The sequence below is a fragment of the Candidatus Accumulibacter contiguus genome, assembly GCF_012940005.1.
Lineage (GTDB): Bacteria > Pseudomonadota > Gammaproteobacteria > Burkholderiales > Rhodocyclaceae > Accumulibacter > Accumulibacter contiguus.
In genome coordinates this window covers 30,450-50,787 of the sequence record NZ_SPMX01000056.1, presented here as the reverse complement: position 1 = coordinate 50,787, position 20,338 = coordinate 30,450, and the positions used below count along the sequence as shown (strand labels likewise).

Below are 20,338 nucleotides of genomic sequence, written 5' to 3'. Positions count from 1 at the left end.
TCACACCTCCGTTTTTTCTGCTGCGGCCCTGGCTTTCTTGGTTTCCTCGGCCTGGTGTGACAGGCCCAGATTACGTGCGACCATCGCCGCGCCACCGGCTGCTGCACCGGCTACGGCAGCGAGTACGGCTGCCGAGCCAAGTGTCGCACCGATCCCTTTTTCCTCTACGATACGCGGGTATTGCTGCGGTGGCTCGACGTTTTTGACCTTCGCCAGCATATGCAGCGGTTTCGTGAAACCGACACCCTGCTCGGTGCAGCCAATGCACGGACAACCGCAGCCAACTGGCCAGGTGCCGGCGCCAGCGTCTCCGAACAGGATGCTCGGGCAGTTTGCGTAGGTCTCCGGGCCCTTGCAGCCGACCTTGTACAGGCAGTAACCCTTGCGATGGCCTTCATCGCCGAATTCGATGACAAAGCGCCCGGCGTCGAAGTGGGCGCGGCGCTCGCAGTTTTCATGGATCAGGCGTGAGTAGGCAAACCTTGGTCGACCGAGTTCATCGACCGGCGGTAGGCTGCCAAAAGTCAGAAAGTGCACTACTGCGGACAGGAAGTTGTAGGGATTGGGTGGCAACCGGGAATCGTCACCACCGGTTTGCCGAGTACTGCCGCGACCCCTGAAGAACCGGTTGGGTTGGGGTCGGTTGATGGCATGCCACCCCAGCTCGCGCAAGAGCCAATGGCGATCACCGCTGCCGCGTCGGCGGCACATTCCCTGGTCAGCTCGATCGCCGTCTGGCCGCCGACCTTGCAGTAGATGCCTCCGTCGCGCGTCGGGATGGCGCCTTCAATGACCAGCAGGTAGCTTCCCTTGTTCTCGGCCATGGCCGTCTTGCGCGCCTGCTCCGCCTGGTGGCCGGCAGCGGCGAACAGCGTTTCGTGGTAGTCGAGCGAGATCACATCGAGAATCAGCTTTTCCAGTGTCGGATGCTCGGCGCGCAGCATGGACTCGGTGCAGCCGGTGCATTCCTGGAAGTGCAGCCAGATCACTGAAGGCCGCTTCCGGGTGGCCAGCGCTTCGGCAACGGCCGCGTCAGCACCTTGCGGCAAGCCCAGGCTGGCGGCGACGGTGGCGCAGAACTGCAGAAACTCCCGCCGCGGCAGGTTGAGTCGTTGGCTCACCGCGGCGATACGCGAATCCCCTTCCAGCTTCAGCAGACTGGTATTTGCCATCTTACTGCCCCCTATCTCGTCGTCCGACCGCTGGTCGGGAGGTTGATATCGACACACCTAACACCTGTGCGCTCACAGCAGAGAATGCAATCAAGAAACGTGCCAGGGAAGAATAATGATAAAGAACATCGATGTACGGTTTTCAAAGGGTACCGAAATCGATTTCTTCTTTGCGCTTGCTGTGCGAAGTGGAAACTTTCTTACCAGCACCATCGACGGTGGCCGACGCACCTCGGTACCCACAGATCTTGAGCGTGTCGAGCAATGGTAACCCGGTGGCAGGGGAAGCCCCTCGGACCCTTCAAGCAGTCCGACCGCCAACAAGGCAGGCAGCGCGAACAGCACTCCGCCACGCGGTACGGCAACGGCCGCCTGGAACTGGGGGAGCACCGCATTCAGCCCACCCACGCTTGCTGCCACCCGGGCGTCCACGTTGCTCGCCCCGACCCCCATTGGGGCAGCGCTGTCGAGCGCGCTCCGCTCGCTCTTCTTGACCGTCCTGCTTCCCGACAGACAGCAGGTCCTTGATCGGCGTCACGGCATCAGGAAAGATCGGCAACAGCAGTTGGGGCATCGGATTCTCCCGCAAGATCGGCGGGTCGCCGGCCAAAAAAGCCCTACCTATCCGCCTCTATCGGTATCTTCGCAATCCTAGACGATATCGAGGTGCCCGATGCCTGCCGTCAGATCCCGGTCTTTCGACTCCTTGCCATGCAGCTTGATCTGCAGGCGCAGGTCGTTGAGTGAGTCGGCGTTGCGCAAAGCGTCGGCGTAGCTGATCTGTCCTGCTTCGTAGAGGTCGAACAGGGCCTGGTCGAAGGTCTGCATGCCGAGTTCGCGCGATCGCTTCATCGCCTCCTTGATTTCGTGTACCTGGCCCTTGAAGATGAGGTCGGAAATCAGTGGCGAGTTGAGCATGATCTCGATCGCCGGGGCGCGTCCCTTGCCGTCCTTCTTGGCCAGCAGACGCTGCGAGATGAGGCCGCGCAGGTTGAGCGAAAGATCCATCAGCAGTTGGTGGCGGCGTTCCTCGGGGAAGAAATTGATGATCCGGTCGATGGCCTGGTTGGTACTGTTGGCATGCAGTGTGGCGAGGCAAAGATGTCCGGTTTCGGCAAAGGCGATGGCATAGTCCATGGTCGCGCGATCGCGGATTTCTCCCATCATGATCACATTGGGCGCCTGCCGCAGGGTGTTCTTGAGCGCTACTTCCCAACTATCCGTATCGACGCCGATCTCGCGTTGAGTGACGATGCACTTCTTGTGCTCGTGGACGAATTCGATCGGGTCTTCGATGGTGATGATGTGACCCTGGCTATTGCGGTTGCGGTGATCGACGAGCGCTGCCAGTGAGGTGGTCTTGCCGGTGCCGGTGCCACCGACGAAAATGACCAGGCCGCGCAAGGTCATCGCGATATCCTTCAGTACCGGCGGCAGGCCGAGTTCGTCGAGGGTCGGCACCAACAGGTTGATGGTGCGGCAGACCACCGCGACACGCCCCTGTTGTACCAGGGCATTGACGCGAAAGCGGCCGATTCCGGCAGGCGAGATGGCGAAGTTGCATTCCTTGGTCGCCTCGAATTCAGAAGCCTGCCGGTCGTTCATGATCGAGCGCGCGAGTTCTGCAGAGTGCTGGGGCAGCAGCGGCTGGTTGGACACCGGCACCACCTTGCCGTCGATCTTGATCGCCGGCGGAAAATTGGCAGTGATGAAGAGGTCGGAGCCATTCTTCTGGGCCATCAGGCGCAACAGCTCGTGCATGAATCTTAATGCCTGGTCGTTTTCCATACTTTCTCTCTTCTTATTCCGCTTGCAAGGCCAGCCTACATGCCCATGAAGTTGTCTTTGTTGGCAGCCTTGTTGCGCGCCTCGATGGACGAAACGATATTCCGTTTGACGAGTTCGGTCAGACATTGGTCAAGCGTCTGCATGCCATACTGCTGTCCGGTCTGCAGGGCGGAATACATCTGCGCGACCTTGTTTTCGCGGATCAGGTTGCGAATCGCCGGCGTACCGATCAGGATCTCGTGTGCCGCGACCCGCCCCTGGCCATCCTTGGTCTTGAGCAGGGATTGTGAAATCACCGCGCGCAGCGATTCGGATAGCATCGATCGGACCATTTCCTTTTCGGCAGCCGGGAAGACGTCGATGATCCGGTCGATGGTCTTGGCGGCGCTCGAGGTATGCAGGGTGGCAAATACCAGGTGGCCGGTTTCCGCGCCGGTGAGCGCCAGGCGGATGGTTTCGAGGTCGCGCATCTCACCTACCAGAATCACGTCCGGGTCTTCCCGCAGAGCAGAGCGCAGGGCATTCTGGAAGGAGAGGGTGTGCGGACCGATTTCGCGCTGGTTGATCAGGCATTTTTTCGGCTGGTGAACAAACTCGATCGGATCTTCGACGGTGAGAATGTGGCTATACGCTGTTTCATTGATGTGATTGATCATCGCCGCCAGGGTGGTCGACTTGCCTGAACCGGTCGGTCCGGTGACCAGGACGATGCCGCGGGGATAATCCGAGATGTCCTTGAAGATCTTCGGACAGTTGAGGTCTTCCAGCGTCAGCACCTTCGACGGAATGGTCCGGAAGACCGCGCCGGCACCGCGATTCTGGATGAAGGCGTTGACGCGAAAACGCGCCAGATTGGGGATCTCGAACGAGAAGTCGCATTCCCTTGTGTCTTCGTACTGCTTGCGCTGGAGGTCGCTCATGATGTCATACACCATGGCATGCACGTCCTTGTGCTCCATGGCGGGCAGGTTGATTCGCCGCACATCGCCGTTCACCCGGATGATCGGCGGCAGGCCGGCCGACAGGTGGAGATCGGAAGCCTTGTTCTTGACACTGAAGGCCAGCAGTTCGGTGATGTCCATGAGCTTCGGTCCTGGGGCGGTGGGCGGAGCGCAGTGTTATAATTCCAACAATCTGCGTAACGCCTGATTATGACCATACTTTCCGCCAAGCTGCAAGCCGTTCGCGCGCGAATCGCCCGCGCCGCGGGGCAGTGCGGTCGTGCTGTCGATACGATCCAGCTGCTCGCAGTCAGCAAGACCTGGCCCGCCATGCAGGTACGCGAGCTGGCAGCCGCCGGCCAGCGGGCTTTTGGCGAAAGCTATGTGCGAGAAGGCATCGAGAAGATCACCGAACTGCGCGCGCTGCAACTTGAATGGCATTTCATTGGCGTGCTGCAGACCAACAAGACGCGTGCGGTTGCCGAGGCCTTTGACTGGGTACATTCGGTGGACCGTCTGGAGATTGCGCAACGCCTCTCCGAGCAGCGTCCGGCGTCGCTGCCACCCCTGTCGGTGTGTCTGCAGGTCAATGTCAGTGGCGAGGCATCGAAGGGCGGGGTCTCGCTTGCCGCAGCGCCGGCACTGGCGCAGGCGCTGACGGCGCTGCCGAAGCTGCGGCTGCGTGGTCTAATGGCCATCCCGGCACCGAGTGATGACTTCGTCGAGCAGTGCCGTCCATTCCGTCTTCTGCGGGAACTTTCTGAACGACTGCAGGCCAATGGCCTGTTGCTTGACACCCTTTCGATGGGCATGTCGCATGACCTGGAAGCAGCCATTGCCGAAGGGTCGACGCTGGTGCGTATTGGCACCGCAATTTTTGGTGAGAGAAACAGAGCATGAGAATCACTTTCCTGGGCGGTGGCAATATGGCCAACGCGATGATCGGTGGGCTGGTGAAGACCGGCTTTTCGGCAAGCGACATCGCCGTCATCGAACTGGGTGCGCAGGGGCGCGCCAAACTGCGGCTGGCCTACGGGGTGCGTTGTTATGAAGCGGTGAGCGCCATTGCTCTGGATTGCGACGCCGTGCTGTTGTCGGTGAAACCGCAGCAGATGCGCGAAGCCTGTATGCCGCTACTGAAACACCTCAAGCAGCAACTGGTGATCAGTATTGCCGCCGGTCTGCGCCTGGCCGATGTTTCGCGCTGGCTGGGTGGCTACGGCAAGATCGTGCGCGCGATGCCCAACACTCCGGCGCTGGTTGGCGCCGGCATTACCGGATTATGTGCGATGCAGGCGGTGTCGATGGCCGAGCGACTCGGAGCCGAGCGCATCCTGCAGGCGGTCGGCAGCACCTTGTGGATCGCCGACGAAAACCACATGGACGCGGTCACCGCCATTTCCGGCAGTGGTCCGGCTTATGTCTTCCTGTTCATCGAAGCCCTGCAGCAAGCGGCAAGCGAGCTGGGTCTGACGCCGGCACAGGCACGCCAGCTCTCGATCGATACCGTGCTCGGCGCCGCCAAGCTTGCCGCACAATCCGATGAAACGGCCTGTGTGCTGCGCGAGCGCGTGACTTCGAAAGGTGGGACCACCGAGGCGGCATTGCGTACCATGGCAGAACGTGGTGTCAAGGAAGGCTTTGTCGCCGGGGTGCTGGCCGCCAACCTCCGCGGTCGTGAGTTGGGCGAACTGCTGGGCAAGGATAATTGATGATCGCACAGGCCGGCTTGTTCCTGCTCGAAACGCTGACCGGTTTCCTGACCTTCGCGCTGCTGCTGCGTTTCTACATGCAGGCTTGCCGCGTTTCCTTCAGCAATCAGATCGGCACTTTCGTCGTCGAGTTGACCAACTGGCTGGTCAGGCCCTTGCGCAAGCTTCTGCCGGGCTGGTACGGCCTGGATCTGGCGAGTCTCCTGCCGGCCTATCTGTTGCAGGTGATTTTTGCCGGCGCGGTGATTCTGCTGCATGTCGGCAGCGATCTCTGGGCACCGGAAACCTTGCTGCCGCTGCTGCTCTGGCGAGGTCTGCTGGCCACCTTGCGTTTCAGTATCTACCTGCTGATTGGCGCGCTGCTGGTGCAGGCCGTCCTGTCATGGGTTAGCCCGTACTCGCCCCTGAGCCAGCCGGTATCGCAACTGACGCGGCCCATCCTGCGTCCGATCCAGCGTTTCGTGCCGCCCATCGGCGCCATCGACCTGTCGCCGCTGGTGGCCATCGTCCTCGCGCAGTTGCTGCTGATTTTTCTGTAAACCGTGCTCGACTGGCTGCGCGAAGCCGACGGCGTGCTCACTCTGACCGTCCATGTCCAGCCCGGCGCGAAACGCAGCGAAGTGGCCGGCCTGCACGGCGACGCGCTGAAGATTCGCCTTGCCGCGCCACCGATCGATGGCCGGGCAAACGCCGCGCTGCTGGCGTTTGTCGCGCAACGGCTGGGCCTGGCAAAGTCGGCGGTCGAACTGAAAAGTGGCCAGACCTCGCGGCACAAGGTACTGTTGCTGCCTGGTACGCATGCCGACGCGGTACGGCGCCTGCTTGGGCAGTGAGCAGGCGTCTGCCTGACGGATCAACATTTGTGCATCCTCAACCAGGAAATTCCATCTACTTACGCACCAATCATTCGGCATGAATTGATCGCATCAACTCGACTCCGAGCAATTGTCCGGGCAGCGGGAAGTCCCGCCTCACTTCCACATCGCCCGCATGCGCGTCGCGAGGTCGAGCGTCTGCTGCCTGGCGTTCGCATTGGCGGGCGGCGCTTCGGGCGGCGGCGGCCAGGAGATCTGTTCGAAGTGCGGCAGCAGGGCATTGGCGATGAAACGCGTACGATTGGCGTAGACGTGGCGGTCGCCGAATCCCGGCTGATGGGAAACGTAGAAGCGCTGCGGCAGCAGGAGGTCGAGGTGCTCTTTGGCACGCGTCATGGCGACATACAGCAGGCGCCGTTCCTCCTCGATTTCGCCCGTGGAACCGCTGGCCAGGTCGGAGGGGATGCAGCCGTCGACGGCATTGAGAATGGTAACGGCGGTCCATTCCTGTCCCTTGGCCGAGTGGATCGTCGACAGGATCAGGTAGTCCTCGTCGAGTAGCGGTGTTCCCGCCTGGTCGCTGCTGGCATCGGGCGGGTCGAGCGTGAGTTCGGTGAGGAAGCGTTCGGCATTGGCGTAGGTGACGGCGATGCGCGCGAGCTGTTCGATGTCGGCTTGCCGGATCGGCGCGTCTGCATGCAGGCGGTCGATTTGCGCCTGGTACCAGCCGCAGATGCGGTCGAAAGCGGCTGGCCAGGGGGTGCTTGCGCTGGCTTCGATCAGCCTGGCAAACTCGATCCAGGCGACTCTTGCCGCTTCCGGCACCGCTGCCTCCCCGAGCAGCGCGCCCGTCGAGTGGGCCGTGCCGACCCGGGTCAGTACCCTGCCGGCGGTTTTCGGGCCAATGCCTGCGACCAGTTGCATGGCCCGAAAACCGGCCATGCGGTCGCGCGGATTCTGCACCCAGCGCAGGATCGCCAGCAGATCCTTGACATGCGCCGCTTCGAGAAACTTGAGGCCACCGTATTTGACGAAAGGGATATTGCGCCGCGTCAGTTCCAGTTCCAGCCGCATGCTGTGCTGTGCGGTCCGGAACAGCACCGCCTGCGCCTTCAGCGGGATACCGGCCTCACGGCGAGCGAGCGTCTGTTCGACGACGTAGATCGCCTGCCCGGTGTCGTCGCGCACCGTCACCAGCCTCGGTTTCTCGGAGGAAGCGCGGTCGCTCCACAGATCCTTGGTGAAGCGCTCGGCGGCAGCAGCGATCACCTGGTTCGCTGCGGTCAGGATCGGCTGCGTCGAGCGGTAGTTGCGCTGCAGCGTCACCAGCTCTGCCGGGGGATCGAAATGGCCGGGGAAATCGAGGATGTTGCGCACGCTTGCGCCGCGGAAGGCGTAGATCGACTGCGCGTCGTCACCGACCACGGTGAGGCCGCGGCCATCGGGTTTCATCGCCAGCAGGATCGCCGCCTGCAGACGGTTGGTATCCTGGTACTCGTCGACCAGCACATGCCGGAAGCGCTCGCCGATTTCCCGGCCGAGTTCGGGTTCGCCGACCATCTGCGCCCAGTAGAGCAGCAGATCGTCGTAGTCGAGCACCTGCTGCGCTTGTTTGCTCTCGACGTATTCAAGGAACAGCCGCTGCAGGTCGGACTCCCATTCGCTGCACCAGGGAAAGGACGACTGCAGTACCTCGCCGAGCGTCGCCTGCGTGTTGATCACTGCCGAGTAGATGGCCAGGCAGCTTCCCTTGAGCGGAAAGCGTTTGCCCTTCGCCGAGAAGCCGAGGCCGTAGCGGACCAGGTTCATCAGGTCGGCCGAGTCCTGCCGGTCATGGATGGTGAACGCCGCGTCGAGACCGATGCGGCCGGCGTACTCGCGCAGCAGGCGCGCACCGATGCCATGGAAAGTGCCGGACCAGGCCAACGTGCTGATGCCGGCCATCCAGCAAGCGCCGGTGTGCCGCGTCAGAATGCGTTCGACGCGGCGGTTCATCTCGTTGGCGGCGCGTCGTGAGAAGGTCAGCAGCAGGATACGTTCGGGATCGGCGCCCTGCGCGACAAGTTGCGCGACGCGGTGCGCCAGCGTACTGGTTTTTCCCGATCCGGCACCGGCGATCACCAGCAAGGGACGATGCGTGCTGTCATCGCCGGTACTGCCCGGTGCCTGCAGGATGCCGAAAGTGGCCGCCGCGCGTTGCGCTTCGTTGAGCTGCGCGAGTGGGTCGACGGCGATGCTACGGCTGCTGTCCTCGAGGATTTTCATGGTCTTGTCTGATTCATTCACGGTAAGGGTTCTCTTGTCACGGTGATTATCAACGGTTTCCGCTCGAAAGGCATTGCGTCACTCGTGCCGATTGATGACAATGCCGGCGATGCCTGCGGCAAGGCGGTCGCCAGCCTCCCAGCGGTGCGGGGGACGACCGGCTGTCGTGCGACGACGGCAGTGACCAGAAAGCCTGATGGCGACTGGTGCTGATCACTTTGGAGCGGGAGGGTGACATGCATCGCAGGGTACTGGCGGGTGACCGACTGATCGCGGCTTTCCTGGTCGGCTGCGTGCTGTTCAATTATCCGCTGCTTTCGCTTTTCGACCGGCACACCGCGGTCTTCGGAATTCCCCTGGTGTATGCCTATGTTTTTTTCGCCTGGGCCGTCGTCATCGCCGTGATGGCCTGGGCCATCGAACGTCGCTTCAAGTAGGCAGCAGCGATGCTTGAAGCCCCGGTCGTCATCGCCGTTTCGCTGTTTTACCTCGGGCTCTTGTTTGCGGTCGCCTGGTGGGGCGACAAGCGCGCTGATCAGAAAAGATCGCTGATTGCCAACCCGACCATCTACGCCCTGTCGATGGCCGTCTACTGCACGACCTGGACCTTCTACGGCAGTGTCGGTCGCGCGGCGGTGTCGGGAATCGGTTTCCTGCCGGTCTACCTGGGGCCGACGCTGGTGATGGCGCTCGGCTGGTTCCTGCTGCTCAAGATGATCCGCGTCGTCAAGGCCAACCGTATCACTTCGATCGCCGACTTCATTTCCTCGCGCTACGGCAAGAGCCATCTCCTGGGTGGGCTGGTGACGATCATCGCCGTGCTCGGCATCATTCCGTACATCGCCCTGCAGCTCAAGGCGGTCTCCAGCTCGGTCAGTCTCTTGCTCAGCTACCCGGAAATCGTCATGCCGAGCCACAGCGCGACGATGTCGGTGGCGGCCGACATCAGTTTCTATATTGCCCTGATCCTCGCGGCTTTTACGATTGTCTTCGGGACGCGTCATCTCGATGCCACCGAACGACATGAAGGCATGGTCGCGGCGATTGCCCTGGAGTCCGGCGTCAAGCTGGTCGCTTTCCTGGCCGTCGGCGTGTACGTCACCTATGGCATGTACGACGGTTTCGGCGATATTTTCGAGCACATCGACGCCAATCCGGAACTGCAGCGCCTGGCGACGGCGATTCCCTCGGGCAAGGGCTACACCGGCTGGTTTTCGCTGATCGTGTTGTCGGCGATGGCGGTACTCTTTCTGCCGCGCCAGTTCCAGGTCACGGTCGTCGAGAATGTCAACGAGGCGCACCTGAAGCGGGCTGCGTGGCTCTTTCCGCTGTATCTGCTGCTGATCAACATTTTTGTGTTGCCGATCGCCCTCGGCGGTCTGCTGCATTTTGCCGGGCAGGGCGTCGATGCCGACACCTTCGTGCTGACCTTGCCGATGTCGCAGCGGCATGAGGGCCTGACGCTGCTGGTTTTCGTCGGAGGCCTGTCGGCCGCAACCGGCATGGTCATTGTCGAAACCATCGCCCTGTCGACGATGGTCTGCAATGACCTGGTGATGCCGCTGCTGATACGCCACAAGCGCGTTGCACTCGAAGAATCCGGGGACCTCTCGCGGCTGTTGCTGAGCATCCGGCGCGGCGCCATCGTGGTCATCCTGCTGCTCGGCTACCTGTACTTCCGGCTGGCCGGCGAAGCGTACGCGCTGGTGGCCATCGGCCTGATCAGTTTCTCTGCGGTTGCCCAGTTTGCACCGGCGATGATCGGCGGCATGTACTGGCGCGGGGGAACTCGCGGCGGCGCCCTGGCGGGCCTGTCGGCAGGTTTTCTGGTCTGGGCCTATACCTTGCTGCTGCCGTCGTTTGCCAAGTCGGGCTGGCTGCCGGATGACTTCCTGACGCAGGGCCTGCTCGGGACCGAGTTGCTGCGGCCACAGCAATTGTTCGGTCTGACCGGTTTCGACGAGATTGCTCATTGCCTGTTCTGGAGTTTTTTTCGCCAATATCGGCGCTTATGTTGGCGTCTCGCTGCTGCGGCCGCCAACGGCGGCAGAGGCGACGCAGGCGACGGTGTTCGTCGACGCGCTGAAGGATGCCGGACCGGTGGGCGCAGCGCTGTGGCGGGGACGCGCGAAAGTCAGCGACCTGCAGGAACTGGTCGGCCGCTTTCTCGGCCCACAGCGGGCGCAATCGCTTTTTACAGCCTATGCGCGTCGCCGCGGCGTGGCCAGCGGGGTGATGCTAGAGGCGGACGCGCAACTCGTGCAGTTCGCCGAATCGCTGCTCGCCGGTGCGATCGGCAGCGCTTCGGCGCGCGTGATGGTCGCTTCGGTGGCCAAGGAGGAGCCGCTGAGCATCGACGAAGTGATGCATATTCTCGACGAAGCCTCGCAGTTGCGGACCTACAGCCGCGAACTCGAGCGCAAGTCGCGCGAGCTGACGGCGGCCACGCTCGATCTGCAGGAAGCCAATGAACGTCTGCAGGAGCTGGATCGTGTCAAGGATGACATCATGTCGTCGGTGACGCACGAACTGCGGACACCGCTGACCTCGATCCGTGCCTTTTCGGAGTTGCTGCGCGACGATCCGAAGATGCACCTGGCCGATCGCGAGCGTTTTCTCGGGCTGATCGTCAGCGAGGCCGAGCGCCTGACCCGGCTGATCAACCAGACCCTGGACCTGGCGAAGATCGAGTCGGGCCGGGCCGACTGGAACGGCTGCGAACTGGACCTGAAGGAGGTCATCGAACAGTCAGTGGCCGCGACCGGTCAGTTGTTCCGCGAGAAAGGGGCGCTTGTCGAACTCGATCTGCCCGATAATCTGCCACGGATTCTCGCCGACCGGGATCGCTTGATCCAGGTCATGCTGAATCTGTTGTCGAATGCGGTAAAGTTCCTGGCGCCAGGCAGCGGACGGGTTACGGTGATGTTGCGCATGCTGGCGGACGGACTGGAAGTCAGTGTCGCCGACAACGGGCCGGGAATTCGTCCGGAAGATCAACAACTGATATTCGAAAAGTTCCGTCAGGTGGGCGACACGTTGACCGCCAAGCCGTCAGGAACCGGGCTCGGGCTGCCGATCAGCAGGCGCATTGTCGAGCACTTCGGGGGGAGGCTGTGGGTGGAAAGCGTGCCGGGAGATGGGGCGACCTTCCGCTTTACCCTGCCTTTCGCTCCCGTTCAGGAGCAGGCGCTTGCGCAGGCTGCAGCAGCATAGTGGATTGTGGCTATTGATGATCGGAGAGTTGATGAGCAAAAAAATACTGATTGCCGACGACGAGCAAAACATCGTCATCTCGATCGAGTTTCTGTTACGCCGCGAGGGTTTCGAGGTGCTGATCGCTGGCGATGGTGAAGAGGCCTTGGCGAAAGTGCGTGCCGAGCGACCGGATCTTGTTCTCCTCGACGTGATGATGCCGAGGATGAATGGCTTCGACGTCTGCCAGGCCCTGCGTGCCGACCCGGACCTGAGTGCGACGCGTATCCTGATGCTGACCGCCAAGGGACGCGACACCGAAGTCAGCAAGGGTCTCGGGCTCGGTGCTGATGGCTATATGACCAAGCCTTTCTCGACCAAGGAGTTGCTCGCCGAAGTGCGGAAACTGCTCGGGATGTAGCCGGTGAAGCACATGCGCAAGCTGCTCCTCGCAGCGGCGGCCATCGCTCTGTTTCTGCTTGCCGTGGTGGTCGCGACAGCGCTTCTGATGCTGGCCAGCGAAGCTGACGCCAGCGGCAGCGGCCGGACTGCAGAGGAGAGGATCGTCGTCCTGTTGGTGCTGTTGCTCGTCGCCTGTGCCATCAGTTTCTGGGTGACCTACCGGCTGCACGAGCTCTATGTCAGCGCCCCCTTGCGAATGGCCGAAGAACTGGCTGCGGCGGTGGCGCACAGTGGTTTGCGGCTGGGTGAGTACGCTGCCGGCGAACTGCAGGTTCTCGGCAAGGTGGGCAATCAATTGCTCTCGCTGCGCGAAGCTCATGAGAAAGATGTCGCTGAACGCGTGCGCGAAGCCCGCGCTTCGCTCGAAGAGGAACGTAGCCGTCTGGCTGCACTGATGGCCGATCTGAGTCAGAGTGTCGTGGTCTGCAACCTCGACGGCCGGGTTCTGCTCTATAACCAGCGGGCCAAACAGGAACTCTCGACCGCTGCCGACGGCAGCAATGCCGAATTGCTCGGCCTTGGACGTTCGATTTATACCGTCTTTGACCGCGCGCTCATCGGGCATGCGCTGGAACGTCTGCAGCAAGCGAGTCGAGACGGGAGCGACGGGGACAGCAAGAAGCTCGTCGGTTCGGCGCAGTTCGTCACGGCGACCCGTTCCGGGCGCCTGTTGCGCGCGCATATGTCGCCGGTACTGGGGGAGGATGGCCCGCACCACGCCCGCGTCGGCGGACTTTCCATTACCGGTTTCGTGCTCGTTCTTGAAGACGTCACCAGTACCAATGAGCGGCATGCGCGACGTGATGTGCTGATCCAGTCGCTGGTCGAGGGCGGGCGCGGGCCTCTGGGCAGCATTCGTGCTGCCGGCGAAATGCTCTCCGACTTTCCCGACATGCCGAGCCAGCAGCGCGATCGCTTCCTGCGTGTCATCCGCGACGAAGCGGGGGTACTGACAGCGCAGTTCGAGAAAACGGCGAGTGCCTTCTCGAATGATTTGCGTGAGCGCTGGTTGCTCGAGGAAATTCTTGGAGCCGAACTGCTTGCCGTGGCCGCGCGCCGTATCGGTGAACGACGTTCGAGCGAACGGCGCGCGCTGGCCGTCAAGACCGAGAATGTCGATGAAGAACTGTGGCTGCGTGTCGACAGTTTCGGGTTGCTGCAAGCCCTGCACTACCTGGCCCTGCGCCTGCAGGACGAGTATGAGGTGCGCGAGGTACGGCTGTCGTTGACGCGCAGCGGACAGTTGGCGCAGTTCGATCTATCCTGGCTCGGCACATTCATGAACAATGAAACGGCGATGAGCTGGCTGCAGGATCCGATGACCACTGGCGGTGAAGCGTCGCCGCTCAGCGTTACCGATGTGATCGAACGCTGCAACGGCGACATCTGGTTTCAGCGCGAACGGGTTTCGCATCGCGCCTTTTTCCGTACCATGCTGCCGGCCGCCGAGGCGCCGAAGGATCTGCCTCGGGCGATCGTCGCTGCACCGGAGGGTGAGCGTCCGGAATTCTACGATTTCGATATCTTCCTCTGGTCGGCCGTCAGCCATGAACTCGATGATCGGCTGCTCACGGAACTGTCCTATACCATCTTCGATACCGAAACGACCGGGCTGCAGCCTTCCGAGGGCGACGAGATCATTCAGATCGGTGCGACGCGTATCGTCAATCGTCGGCTGCTGCGCCAGGAGTGTTTCGACCAACTGGTCGACCCGAGGCGTTCGCTGTCGCCACAGTCGGTCGCCATCCACGGCATCACTCCGGAACTGCTCGTCGGGCAGCCGTACATCGATGCCGTATTGCCGAAGTTTCATGCTTTCTGTGCCGACACGGTCCTGGTGGGCCACAATGCCGCTTTCGATATGCGCTTCCTGCAAATGAAGGAGAAGCAGACGGGTCTGCGTTTCGAGCAGGCGCTGCTCGACACCCTGCTGCTCTCGGCCGTACTTCACCCCAACCAGACGACGCATCGCCTGGAAGCCATCGCCGAACGCCTCGGAGTATCGGTCTTCGGACGCCATACGGCACTCGGCGACGCCATCGTGACCGGCGAAGTTTTCCTGAAAATGCTGCCCTTGCTTGCCGAGATGGGCATCAAGACGTTGCGGCAGGCACGCGAAGCCAGTCAGAGAACGTACCATGCCCGGCTCAAGTACTGAACAGACGAGGCGCGTTGCACCCTTCTCGCCGTACGTTGCGTTGCGTCATCTGGTGCGTGCGCAGCCGCTGACCATTGCGCCGGGGGCGAGCATCCGCGAGACCTTGCTGCTGCTCGACCGGATGCGCGCGGATGCGGTGGTGGTAATCGATGCGGACAGTCGCGTGCCGCTGGGAATCGTTACCCTGCCCGACGTGGTTCGCCGGATTGGAATCGAGGCTTGCGACCTGCAGGCGCCGATTGCCACGGTGATGACCAGTGGTCTGATCACCGTGCCGGCCGACGGCACGGCACACCAGGCGAGTGTGGTGATGGTGCGTCGTGGCGTGCGTCATCTGGTGCTCACCGAAGCCGATGGCAGTTACTTCAACCTCGTCTCGCAGACCGATCTGTATACATTGCCGGGTGCGCAGCACGCCGACCTGGTGCAATCGATCCTGGCGGCGCGCGATATCCGGACGCTGGCGGTTCTGGCTGGCGATGTCCGTGCCTTCGTTTCCCGCCTCGTTGCCGAGCGGGTGAGTGCCGATGCCCTCTGTCATCGCATCTCTGCGCTCAACGATCTGCTGACCCTGCAGGTGATCGAACTCGTGGCCAGCCAGTTCGATCTGCCTTACGTACCCTGGTGCTGGCTGGTATTTGGCTCAGAGGGGCGACTCGAACAGACGCTGGCCACCGATCAGGACAATGGGCTGATCTTCGCTGCCGATTCCGATGCCGAGGCGTCAGGCCTGCGCGAAGCCTTCCTACCCTTTGCACGAGCAGTCAATGAGGCACTCGATGCCTGTGGATTTCCCTTGTGCAAGGGCAACATCATGGCCGGCAACCCGCAGTGGTGTCTGTCCGTCTACGAGTGGCGAACAGCTTTCTCCGGCTGGCTGAACTCCCCACAACCCGAGGCGCTGCTCAATTCTAGCATCTTTTTCGACCTGCGCGGCCTCTATGGGCAGGAGTCGCTGGTCAATGACTTGCGGAGCTGGCTGCTGTCGAGAGCCTCTTCCTATCCCATTTTTCTGCGTGCGATGGTTGAGAACACGATGAACTGGGAGTCACCACTCAATTGGTGGAAAGGTTTTCGCTATGATCAGGACAAGGAGTTTCCGCACACCATCGATCTGAAGAAGCACGGATCGCGGCCCTTCGTTGACGCCGCCCGGATCTATGCGCTGGCCGGGCAGATACCCGATACCAATACGGTCGAGCGTCTGCGCATCAGCGGCGAACAGGGGGGCATGGCCGCCGACGAACTGGCTGCGCTGATTGACGCTTTTCATCACATTCAGCGTCTTCGACTGGAGCATCAGGTCAACAGCGGCGTCGCCATGGACTCCAACCGCGTCAATCCCGATGAACTGCACGAACTCGATCGCCTGATCCTGAAAGAATCGCTCAAGCAGGTCCAGCATCTGCAGAAGCGGCTGACTCGCCAGTATCTTTCGGCGTACGGCAGGGTGTAGGTTGAGGGGGCGGCGCCCCTATAGCGATGGTGCTGTTACCCGCAGGCGGAAATGGTCGGGCACTGCGGCCACCTTGCGCGCAGCGTAGTCGAAGAAAACGATTCCCGTCTTGCCCCGTGCGACCTCGCGCTGACTGGCCTTTTCCCGCATGCTCCACAACAGGTCACAGCCCTTGCTGCCGAAATCGCTGGTGGTCATGCGAACGACCATCACCTCGCCGTGAAAGGCCTCGGACTTGTACTGCAGCGCAGCGTCGGCGATGACGATGCCCAACCCTTCGACATCGAGTTCGCTATAGCCAAGCGACTGGAAAAAGCGTGCTCGTGCTTCCGACACCACCGACAGCAGCGCAGCGTTGTCGAGGTGGCCGGCATAGTTCATGTGACTGAGATAGAGCGGAATCTCGGTCGTAAAGGCAAAATTCTCTGGTAGCTCGATCTGTATTCTGGGCATGGCCTGGCCTGTATCGGATGTTGGCAAGAGAGGAACGCTGCACGCATCGTGGCCCGCTTGGCCTCGATGCGTGACGCTGCCACTCTCGCTTTCAGGGCAAGCGCGGATACATATTAATGTGAAAGTCGCGTATGCGACTCACGAATCTCCCCTCCCCCTCGCGGATCGCTTGAATTACGACGGTCCGATCGCTTCAGTGGTGCGCCGTCGGCGACATCAGCAGGAGATGCAGGAACTTGTCGATCCCTCTGGCCAGCCAGACAAGCGTCTTGCGGGTTGCAGCGGCATAGAGGTCGCCGGTGGCGAGGCTGCGCTGGTATCGTGCGCGCTCAACGATGATCATCATCTGTTCGCGGTTGAGGTCGGTTTTCATTGCTTTCTTCCTTGTGTTGTTCTCGGTCCCCGAGACTGCAACGCTACTGTATTTGTTTGCCGATGCGCCGGCAAACGATCAATAATCAGCCAATGCGTGAGAATATCTCATTCATATGACTTACCGATTGCCCCCCCTCAACTCGCTGCGTGCCTTCGAGGTGGCCGCTCGCCATCTGAGTTTCAAGGATGCCAGCGAGGAACTTGCGGTCACGCCCACAGCCATCAGCCACCAGATCCGGGGTCTTGAAGAATACCTCGGCTTTCCGCTCTTTCACCGCCTGACGCGCGCGCTGGAACTGACGCGCCAAGGGCGGGCGATGCTGCCGAAGGTGCGCGAAGGCCTGGAATGCTTTGCTGCGGCGATCGAGAGCACACGCTTTCACGAAGCCGCCGGGCGCCTGCTGATCACGACGCCGCCGGCTTTCGCCAGCCGCTGGCTGATTCGCCATTTACCCGCTTTTACTGCCGAACACCCGGAGATCCAGTTGCACATGGCAGCGTCGGTCGATACGATCGATGCTCACGACGCTTCAGGTATTTCGGGGCTCGAAGGAATCGATGTGCGCGACGACGAGACCGAATTGTTCATTCGTTTCGGTCGGGGTCAATACGACGGCTGCCGCGTCGACCGGCTGTTCGTTCCGGCGTATGCCTGGTGTGCAGTCCACGTCTGCTGTTCGGGATGCGGCCCCTGAATGTGCCGTCCGATCTGCGGCGACACAACCTTCTGCATGACGAATCGATCATGGAACTGATGGACCGCCCGACCTGGGCCGAATGGCTGCAGGTCGCAGGGGTCACTGGCATCGACCCGGATGCCGGCACGCATTTCAGCGACTCGGCATTGGTTCACGCAGCGGTGGTCGATGGCGTCGGGGTGGCTATTGCCTCAATACCGCTGGTCGAAGCCGAGGTCGCTGCCGGGCGTCTTGTGGTGCCCTTCGACATCATCATTCGCCGCACCCAGGCCTATTACCTGGTGGTGCCCCAGGCCGTTGCTGATCGCCCGATCGTCAACGTTTTTCGCCAGTGGTTGCTCAGCGAAGCAGCACAGGTTGCCGAGAAATAGTCGGGTCAGGCAATGCTTGCGAAAAGCGCCGGCCGAATCGTCCGGCGCTGAAGGCTTTACGCCGTGCTGGCCATCATCGGCGAATCGTCATTCTCTGCAGGCTCGGCTGCCGTCTTCGCTTTGCCGGTCGCCAGCTGATGTACCTCGGCAGTCAACTCGATGACCCGTAGCGAGAGTTGTTCGATGTCGCGCCTGGTCGCCAGGAGAACGAAATCGAGCGGCCGCAGAAAGCGTTCCCTGACCACCTGCTCGCCGCGCTGAATGGTGGTATTGGCGGTGTTCATCAGTTCGGCCGACTTCTCTTCGATCTGTTGGCACGCTTTCGGTTGCATGGCTTTACCTTCACGAACGAGCGTCTCGACGGTCCTGACACTGCTCCTGGTGGCCAGCGAATAAGCACCAAGACCACAAAGCCACAGCTTCCGTGCCGCTTCCTGAGCCTTCGTCAGGAGTTGCTCGTTGCCGACCCGATCGACCAACGCGGTGAGTTTCCTGCTCATGTGTTTCTCCTTTGTCTGACTGTATTTGAAATTTCCTGCAGTTGCCTTTGCAACCACTGCGGATCAGTCTAGCGGGAAGATCTAGAGGAAGCACACTAAAGGATTAGGCACGGTCCTCTGGAACGGCCGTCCCTTGATGAGGTATGCTTGGCGCGCCATGACGCCGGGACCAAGGCTGCCTGCGCTTGTCCGGAGAAAGATTGTCGGTGACCGCATGCCAAGGGGGTTCCTCGCAAACCCTTGCCAGTCTCACGGAGATGCGTCAGTCAGTTTGCAGGATAACCATACGAAGGGCGAAGGAAACCTCGATGAACAAACTTTCCTTGCTGGATGTGGCTTTCTTCATCGCCGAGTCGGAGGCCAGCCCGAAGCATGTGGGCGGCCTGATGATCTGCAAGCGCCCACCCCGAGCGAAAACCAGTTTTGCCGCAGATCTGTACCGGGAATTTCTCACCTTCACCGATGTCCAGGCGCCGTTCAACCGGATCATTCGTTTTTCTCTGACGGCCATGCCCAGCTGGGAGGAGTGCGATTCGGTTGAGCTCGGCGAGCATGTCTTCTATCACAAGCTGCCGCGCGGCAAGAACGGTCGGGAGGAATTGTACCGGCTGGTATCGGATCTGCATCAGCCGATGCTCGACCGCTTGCGGCCCTTGTGGGAAGTGCATGTCATTGACGGCCTGAGTGAGGCTCGTTTTGCCATCTATGTCAAGACCCATCACGCCAGCGCGGACGGCGTGACCATGATGCGCTGGGCTGTGAATTCGCTGTCCCCAAGCGCTGACGATCTCGAGCTGAAACCGCTCTGGTCCGTCCCGCACATCGCTGCTGGGACAAAGGAGAAGCGACTCCAGGAGAAAATGGCCAGGTCGCTGCTTGGCGATCTCGCGGGCGCCGGCAAGCATGTTCTGGGGATTGGCCGTCTTGCCGCGATGTTGCTGCTGGAGAGTGTCAAGCTCACCAAGAATGCCATTTCGCTGCCGTTTGTTGCCGACGGCAATACGCCGCTGACCGGGCAGGTGACGGCCGGCCGCCAGTTTGCTACGACCAGCGTGAGTATGGAAAGGGTCAGCCTGATCCGCAGCAGAACTCGCTCGACCCTGAACCATGTCGCACTGACCTGCCTGGATGGTGCCTTGCATCGCTATCTGCGTGACGAACGCGTCGACCTGCAAAGGCCGATCACCATACAGATGCCGGTCAACCTGCGCAAGGAAGGCGATCAGCGCGCGGGCAACAAGATCGGTATCATCCAGGTCGAGTTATCGCCGCCGACCGATGATCCCTACATTCGTCTGCGCAACATCGGTTTTTCGCTGCGCAATGTACGCACCATGATCGACAGCGTCGAACCCGAGGCGATCGAGTCCTACACCCTGATCACCGGTGTTGTCGGGCAACTTGCGGAAATGCTGAAGCTCAGCAAGCACTTGCCGCCGACCGGAAATACGCTGGTCTCGAATGTGCCTGGTCCGGCCGAATATCTGTATCTCAAGGGTGCGCGCCTGGAGGAACTGCATCCAATCAGCACGCTCCCGGCCGGCAACCTGCTCAACATCACGCTTTTCAGCTATGCCGGGCAACTGCATTTTGGTTTGATTGCTACCGACGAATTGCCGAACCTCCAGCGTCTGAGCCACTATGTTGCCGAAGCCTTCACCGAACTCGAGCAGTCCGTCCTGGACACCGGCAAGCCCGCTGCCTAGCGGCTGTTTCGGCTCTTGAACTACATCATTGACGCCGATAAACGCCAATCCAAGCAGGACACCCGCGACGTGGCATCGTTAACTACGGGAAGATTTTATGGAAGCCGGTTTGTCATTGCCGGCCAGCAGTAACTGAAATTCCTCGAAGGATATGTCGAATACTTCGGTAAGCTCCGGGAGACGACGATCCGGAATGCGGCGACGGTCGGGGAGCTTGTTGGGCCGGCCAAAGTCGTGTTCGCGCCTGTCAAATCCGCTTCGAGGTTTCTCGATT

18 protein-coding genes and 2 pseudogenes are annotated in these 20,338 nt (G+C 61.2%); 12 read left to right on the top strand and 8 right to left on the bottom strand.

Annotated features, from left to right (window positions below):
* The 4 genes and pseudogenes from E4Q08_RS17370 to E4Q08_RS17360 all read right to left on the bottom strand — a co-directional run bounded on the left by E4Q08_RS17370 (window position 1) and on the right by E4Q08_RS17360 (window position 4,042).
* Window positions 1–1,172: pseudogene (locus tag E4Q08_RS17370) on the bottom strand (hydrogenase small subunit).
* A gap of 90 nt (window positions 1,173–1,262) precedes the next feature.
* Window positions 1,263–1,625 carry a putative transposase gene (locus E4Q08_RS26210; RefSeq protein WP_353739865.1) on the bottom strand — a complete coding sequence of 121 codons (363 nt, stop codon included), beginning with the start codon at window positions 1,623–1,625 and terminating at the stop codon, window positions 1,263–1,265.
* Window positions 1,626–1,823: 198 nt separating this feature from the next.
* Window positions 1,824–2,960: a PilT/PilU family type 4a pilus ATPase gene (locus E4Q08_RS17365; protein ID WP_169071289.1), complete on the bottom strand. Its 1,137-nt coding sequence runs from the start codon at window positions 2,958–2,960 to the stop codon at window positions 1,824–1,826.
* Between the two features lie 35 nt (window positions 2,961–2,995).
* Window positions 2,996–4,042: a type IV pilus twitching motility protein PilT gene (locus tag E4Q08_RS17360; RefSeq protein WP_169071288.1), complete on the bottom strand. Its 1,047-nt coding sequence runs from the start codon at window positions 4,040–4,042 to the stop codon at window positions 2,996–2,998.
* A gap of 69 nt (window positions 4,043–4,111) precedes the next feature.
* Between E4Q08_RS17360 and E4Q08_RS17355 the strand changes: the two genes are divergently transcribed.
* From E4Q08_RS17355 to E4Q08_RS17340, 4 genes are read left to right on the top strand one after another with little or no spacing between them, the layout of a single operon-like run.
* Window positions 4,112–4,801 (top strand): YggS family pyridoxal phosphate-dependent enzyme, encoded by a 690-nt coding sequence (locus E4Q08_RS17355; RefSeq protein ID WP_169071287.1) that lies wholly within the window; start codon window positions 4,112–4,114, stop codon window positions 4,799–4,801.
* On the top strand, window positions 4,798–5,613 hold the full coding sequence (gene proC / locus E4Q08_RS17350; RefSeq protein ID WP_034920419.1) for a pyrroline-5-carboxylate reductase: 816 nt from the start codon (window positions 4,798–4,800) through the stop codon (window positions 5,611–5,613). The genes E4Q08_RS17355 and proC overlap by 4 nt, the downstream gene beginning before the upstream one ends.
* On the top strand, window positions 5,613–6,152 hold the full coding sequence (locus tag E4Q08_RS17345; RefSeq protein WP_034920418.1) for a YggT family protein: 540 nt from the start codon (window positions 5,613–5,615) through the stop codon (window positions 6,150–6,152). The genes proC and E4Q08_RS17345 overlap by 1 nt, the downstream gene beginning before the upstream one ends.
* Window positions 6,153–6,155: 3 nt before the next feature.
* Complete coding sequence (locus tag E4Q08_RS17340) at window positions 6,156–6,446, top strand: DUF167 domain-containing protein (protein ID WP_034920415.1); 291 nt, start codon at window positions 6,156–6,158, stop codon at window positions 6,444–6,446.
* A gap of 138 nt (window positions 6,447–6,584) precedes the next feature.
* Here E4Q08_RS17340 and E4Q08_RS17335 read toward each other — a convergent pair whose 3' ends face one another.
* Window positions 6,585–8,693, bottom strand: a complete 2,109-nt coding sequence (locus E4Q08_RS17335) for an ATP-dependent helicase (RefSeq protein WP_169071297.1) — start codon at window positions 8,691–8,693, stop codon at window positions 6,585–6,587.
* A gap of 236 nt (window positions 8,694–8,929) precedes the next feature.
* Here E4Q08_RS17335 and E4Q08_RS17330 point away from each other — a divergent pair, with 236 nt between their 5' ends.
* From E4Q08_RS17330 to E4Q08_RS17310, 5 genes and pseudogenes are all read left to right on the top strand, one after another.
* Entirely contained in the window at window positions 8,930–9,130 is a 201-nt protein-coding gene (locus E4Q08_RS17330) for a hypothetical protein (RefSeq protein ID WP_034920411.1), read from the top strand.
* A 9-nt stretch (window positions 9,131–9,139) separates the two neighbouring features.
* Window positions 9,140–11,906 (top strand): annotated as a pseudogene (locus tag E4Q08_RS17325) (ATP-binding protein).
* 31 nt (window positions 11,907–11,937) lie between these two features.
* Entirely contained in the window at window positions 11,938–12,306 is a 369-nt protein-coding gene (locus tag E4Q08_RS17320; protein WP_169071286.1) for a response regulator transcription factor, read from the top strand.
* Window positions 12,307–12,318: 12 nt separating this feature from the next.
* A complete protein-coding gene (locus E4Q08_RS17315; protein ID WP_211203473.1) occupies window positions 12,319–14,505 on the top strand; it encodes a 3'-5' exonuclease in 2,187 nt (728 codons plus the stop codon).
* On the top strand, window positions 14,486–15,961 hold the full coding sequence (locus tag E4Q08_RS17310) for a DUF294 nucleotidyltransferase-like domain-containing protein (RefSeq protein WP_169071284.1): 1,476 nt from the start codon (window positions 14,486–14,488) through the stop codon (window positions 15,959–15,961). Before E4Q08_RS17315 ends, E4Q08_RS17310 begins: the two co-directional genes overlap by 20 nt.
* Window positions 15,962–15,979: 18 nt before the next feature.
* Here E4Q08_RS17310 and E4Q08_RS17305 read toward each other — a convergent pair whose 3' ends face one another.
* Together E4Q08_RS17305 and E4Q08_RS17300 are read right to left on the bottom strand one after the other, a co-directional pair.
* A complete protein-coding gene (locus E4Q08_RS17305; protein WP_034911186.1) occupies window positions 15,980–16,414 on the bottom strand; it encodes an acyl-CoA thioesterase in 435 nt (144 codons plus the stop codon).
* 193 nt (window positions 16,415–16,607) lie between these two features.
* On the bottom strand, window positions 16,608–16,787 hold the full coding sequence (locus E4Q08_RS17300; RefSeq protein WP_169071283.1) for a hypothetical protein: 180 nt from the start codon (window positions 16,785–16,787) through the stop codon (window positions 16,608–16,610).
* Between the two features lie 127 nt (window positions 16,788–16,914).
* Here E4Q08_RS17300 and E4Q08_RS25845 point away from each other — a divergent pair, with 127 nt between their 5' ends.
* Window positions 16,915–17,484, top strand: coding sequence for a LysR family transcriptional regulator (locus E4Q08_RS25845; protein WP_308240162.1), 570 nt, complete (start codon window positions 16,915–16,917; stop codon window positions 17,482–17,484).
* Window positions 17,445–17,858, top strand: coding sequence for a LysR substrate-binding domain-containing protein (locus E4Q08_RS25840; RefSeq protein ID WP_308240161.1), 414 nt, complete (start codon window positions 17,445–17,447; stop codon window positions 17,856–17,858). The genes E4Q08_RS25845 and E4Q08_RS25840 overlap by 40 nt, the downstream gene beginning before the upstream one ends.
* 56 nt (window positions 17,859–17,914) lie before the next feature.
* Here the strand turns inward: E4Q08_RS25840 and E4Q08_RS17290 are convergent, their stop codons facing one another.
* Complete coding sequence (locus tag E4Q08_RS17290) at window positions 17,915–18,358, bottom strand: phasin family protein (RefSeq protein ID WP_034911190.1); 444 nt, start codon at window positions 18,356–18,358, stop codon at window positions 17,915–17,917.
* 308 nt (window positions 18,359–18,666) lie between these two features.
* On the opposite strand from E4Q08_RS17290, the gene E4Q08_RS17285 reads away from it, so the two are divergent.
* Window positions 18,667–20,064, top strand: a complete 1,398-nt coding sequence (locus E4Q08_RS17285) for a wax ester/triacylglycerol synthase domain-containing protein (RefSeq protein ID WP_169071282.1) — start codon at window positions 18,667–18,669, stop codon at window positions 20,062–20,064.
* Window positions 20,065–20,338 lie beyond the last annotated feature (274 nt).